Below are 4,078 nucleotides of genomic sequence, written 5' to 3'. Positions count from 1 at the left end.
TGCCGGCCAGCGGCCGGCACTACCGTTTACTTGGCTTCAGCCTTGGCCAGCATGTCCTGCACCGAGGCGGTGGTGATCGGGTGGTAGCCCGGCTTGGCCTTCTCGAAGGCCTGCTTGGCCAGCTCCAGACCCTTCGGGGTCTTCACCAGTTCGGCGTAGATCGGCAGGATCAGCTTGCGACGGCCGACACGCTCGATGAACGCAGCGGCCGCTTCATTGGCCTGCTCGTAGCCGCTGCGGATGGTCAGCGGGTACCAGCGCATGGCGATCTCGCCATTGGGGGTGCCAGTGAAGTGGAACGCCTTGTCCAGCGTGGCCAGCTTGTCCAACGGCTGGGTGGCACCCAGGCCGTCGATGAAACGGACCCACTCCTGGGTGCTCCACTCGGCGATCACCTGGCTGCTCGGCACGGTGCCGGCGCTGGCGAAGGCGATGCGCGCGGTATCGACGCTGCTGAAATTGCGCGACTGCGCCTTGGCTGCGAACGCCGGAATGCCCGGCTCGTCCAGCCACGCCTTCAGTTCGGCCTCGGTCACCGCCGACGGATTCTTCGGCAGCAGGTTCTTCTTCAGGTACTCGACGAACTGGTCGGTGTTGGCGCTCTGGAAGGCGTGGTCATCGAACCAGCCGCGCAGGAACGGGTCGAAGGTTTCGCGGCCGAAGCGCTGTTCCAGGAATTCCAGGAACCAAGAACCCTTGACGTAAGCCACTTGGCTCAGGGCTTCGTCCGGGTCACGTTCGTTCAGCGGCGGCAGCGCCAACGCCTGGTCGGCCGGACTCATGTCCTTCACTTCGGCCAGCAGATCGGTCTGGTCGATCTGCTTTTCCATCTCGGCCATCTCCTTGCCGTACAGGGCTTCGGTGATGCGGCCCTGGACGTAGGTGGTGAAGCCTTCGTTGAGCCAGATGTCCTTCCAGCTTGCATTGGTCACCAGGTTGCCCGACCAGCTGTGTGCCAGTTCATGGGCGACCAGCGATACCAGCGACTTGTCGCCGACGATCACGGTCGGCGTGGCGAAGGTCAGGCGCGGGTTTTCCATGCCGCCGAACGGGAACGACGGCGGCAGCACCAGCATGTCGTAGCGGCCCCAGCGGTATTCGCCGTACAGCTTTTCGGCGGCACCGATCATCTTCTCGGTGTCTTCGAATTCCTTGGCGGCCTTGTTGACCATGGTCGGCTCGGCCCAGACGCCGGAGCGGCCGGAGATCGGCTCGAACACCAGGTCGCCGGCGGCGATGGCCAGCAGGTAGGACGGAATCGGCTGCGGCATCTTGAAGGTGTAGTCACCGTCACGCGCGGCCTTGGGATCGTTGTCGGCGCTCATCAGCACCATCACGTCCGGGCGCGAGACCACGTGCGCGCTGTAGGTGAAGCGCACGCTCGGGGTGTCCTGCAGCGGTACCCAGGAACGGGCGTGGATCGCCTGCGACTGGCTGAACATGAAGGGCAGCTTCTTGCCCTCGGTCATCGACGGCGCCAGCCACTGCAGGCCCGAAGCGGTCGGTGCTGTGTGGTAGGTCACTTCGACCTTGGCCGGCTGTTGCGGGGTTTCGATGGTCAGCTTGCTGCCGAACACCTTGTCGGCCGGGGCCAGCACGAACTGCAGCGAGCTGCGCGCGCCGTCAGCGGCGATCGCTTCGACCTTGGCGATGCTCAGCTCGCGGGTGTCCAGCACCAGCTGCTTGGCGTCCTTCTGCTTCCATTCCAGGGTGTAGGTGGCGGTGCCGCCGATCTGCTTCTGGTCGAAGTCCAGCTTCAGGTCCAGCGCGATGTCCTTGACGACGACCTTGTCCGGCTCGGCGTACGAGCTTTCATCGTGGCTGCGGTTTTCGGCGTTCACGGGGGCGGCGGGAGCCTTCTGGGCAGTCGGAGCGGCGGCGGGTGCGGCCGCCTCCTGGGAGCAGCCGGCGGCCAGGGCCACGGCCAGCGGAAGGAGCATCAGCGGATTGCGCATGAATCGGGACCGTTACGGGGAACAAACCCCAATGGTACCTCTCCCCCGACCGGGAAGCGTTGCGCGGTGCGGGGTAATGGCCGGCCCCGCGATGGCCCGGTAGGTGCCAACCTTGGTTGGCACGGATCCATCATCGCTCGCGCCACGTGCCGAACTTGCTGCTTCTGGCAGGTGCCAACCTTGGTTGGCACGGACCTGTCAGCGCTCGCGGACGGGCGTGTGCCAACCAAGGTTGGCACCTACCAGGACCGTGCCTGGACGTTGCGTGGTAGCGCCGGGCCATGCCCGGCGACCGTCAAGGCTTACAGCTTGTAGCCGGAGTGGATCGAGACGATGCCGCCGGTCAGGTTCTTGTAGTGGCAGCGCTCGAAGCCGGCCTGCCCCATCATCGCCTTCAGCTCTTCCTGCGGCGGATGCTTGCGGATGCTCTCGGCCAGGTACTGGTAGCTGTCCGAATCGTTGGCGAACAGCTTGCCCAGCTTCGGCAGGATCTTGAACGAGTGGAAGTCGTAGATCGGCTTGAACCAGTCGGCGGTGACTTCGGAGAACTCCAGCACGCGGGCCTGGCCGCCCACCTTCAGCACGCGGAACATCTCGCGCAGGCCAGCGTCCTTGTCGGTCACGTTGCGCAGACCAAAGGCGATGGTCACCAGGTCGAAGCTGTTGTCCGGGAACGGCAGGGCCTCGGCGTTGCACTGCACGTAGTCCAGGCCCAGCACCAGGCCGCGGTTGGTCAGGCGGTCACGGCCGACCGACAGCATGCCGGCGTTGATGTCGCCCAGCACCACCGAGCCCTCGGCACCGACGCGCTCCTTCAGCAGCGCGGCGATATCGCCGGTGCCACCGGCCAGGTCGAGCACGCGGTCACCCGGCTTCACCTGCGCGGTGGCGACGTAGTAGCGCTTCCATGCCCGGTGCACGCCCATGCTCATCAGGTCGTTCATCAGGTCGTAGTTGCGCGCGACCGACGTGAACACCTGGCCGACCAGCTTCTGCTTGTCCTTGGCGTCAACGTCGCGGAACCCGAAATGGGTGGTACCGGATTTGTAGGGGGATTCGCTCATGCCCCCGATTATCGCACCGCCGGGCCCCTGCGGGGAACGCTGGCCGTATCATGGCGCCCCACGACCTACCGGAGCCCCGCATGATCACCACGCCCGACTACCAGGCCCTGCTGCAGACCGCCATTGCCGAAGCCCGCCAGGGGCTGGCCGAAGGCGGCGTGCCGATCGGCGCGGCGCTGTACCACAACGACGGCCGCCTGCTCGGCTGCGGCCACAACCGCCGCGTGCAGGAAGGTGACCCGTCCGTGCATGGCGAAACCGATGCCTTCCGCAAGGCCGGCCGCCAGCGCCRCTACCAGGACACCATCATGGTCACGACCCTGGCCCCCTGCTGGTACTGCTCGGGCCTGGTGCGGCAGTTCAACATCGGCACGGTGGTGGTCGGCGAATCGCGCACTTTCCAGGGCGGCATCGACTGGCTGCGGGAAAACGGCGTCAACGTGATCGACCTGGACAGCCAGGAATGCGTGGACCTGCTTGGCGGTTTCATTGCGCAACATCCGGAAATCTGGAACGAAGACATCGGCGAATGAGCATCCGCCACGGCTGATGAGCCCGCCTTGATGAACGCTTCAGTGCCGGCACAGCCTTGTGCCGGCAGCGTCTGCACGCTTCAACGTGAACTGCTGCGCAGTCAGCTGCGTGCGGTCAACACGCGCCACTAACATCCTGCTGCGCAGCGACGTCTAGGGTGGAATGCAACCGGGCCCCCGCCCCGGATTGGAGCCGACCATGCAAGCGCATGCCGTACGTCCTCGCAGTGACCCGGCCCTCGCCGCGATCTGGAGCCGACTGCAGCAGCAATACGCACTGCACCAGCGCAGTGCCCCTTTCTGGAGCGCCTACCAGGACATGCAGCAGGATCTGCTGCACGACCATCCCCGCGACTTGGTGCGCCTGTGCAATGCGATGGCCGCCATGGCCGAACGCCTGGGTGCGGTTGAACACGCACAGCTGYTGCGCCATCGCCACGCTGGCTGCACATCACGCTGACGCGGCATGCACCGCCGCCCGGGCCACACTGTAATGGGCCCCCACTCCCTTCACCTCCATCCAGCC

4 protein-coding genes are annotated in these 4,078 nt (G+C 65.7%); 2 read left to right on the top strand and 2 right to left on the bottom strand.

Annotation, left to right across the window (positions count from 1 at the left end; translation table 11 throughout):
• Positions 1–26: 26 nt before the first annotated feature.
• Positions 27–1,955 (bottom strand): M1 family metallopeptidase, encoded by a 1,929-nt coding sequence (locus AC1VAN_RS13910; RefSeq protein WP_442252017.1) that lies wholly within the window; start codon positions 1,953–1,955, stop codon positions 27–29.
• 302 nt (positions 1,956–2,257) lie between these two features.
• Entirely contained in the window at positions 2,258–3,019 is a 762-nt protein-coding gene (gene ubiE / locus AC1VAN_RS13905) for a bifunctional demethylmenaquinone methyltransferase/2-methoxy-6-polyprenyl-1,4-benzoquinol methylase UbiE (protein ID WP_025877269.1), read from the bottom strand.
• 80 nt (positions 3,020–3,099) lie between these two features.
• Here ubiE and AC1VAN_RS13900 point away from each other — a divergent pair, with 80 nt between their 5' ends.
• Positions 3,100–3,552, top strand: coding sequence for a nucleoside deaminase (locus AC1VAN_RS13900; RefSeq protein WP_480986002.1), 453 nt, complete (start codon positions 3,100–3,102; stop codon positions 3,550–3,552).
• 199 nt (positions 3,553–3,751) lie between these two features.
• Entirely contained in the window at positions 3,752–4,012 is a 261-nt protein-coding gene (locus AC1VAN_RS13895; RefSeq protein WP_025877271.1) for a hypothetical protein, read from the top strand.
• Positions 4,013–4,078: the final 66 nt, after the last annotated feature.

The organism is Stenotrophomonas sp. 05L44_2 (genome assembly GCF_056665995.1).
The sequence above is the reverse complement of the archived record's forward strand: the minus strand, read 5'-3'. Positions and strand labels throughout refer to the sequence as shown.

Bases quoted from the DNA above. Each gene is read 5' to 3' on its own strand.
- ubiE (WP_025877269.1), bottom strand. From the start codon at position 3,019: ATGAGCGAATCCCCCTACAAATCCGGTACCACCCATTTCGGGTTCCGC.
- AC1VAN_RS13910 (WP_442252017.1), bottom strand. From the start codon at position 1,955: ATGCGCAATCCGCTGATGCTCCTTCCGCTGGCCGTGGCCCTGGCCGCC.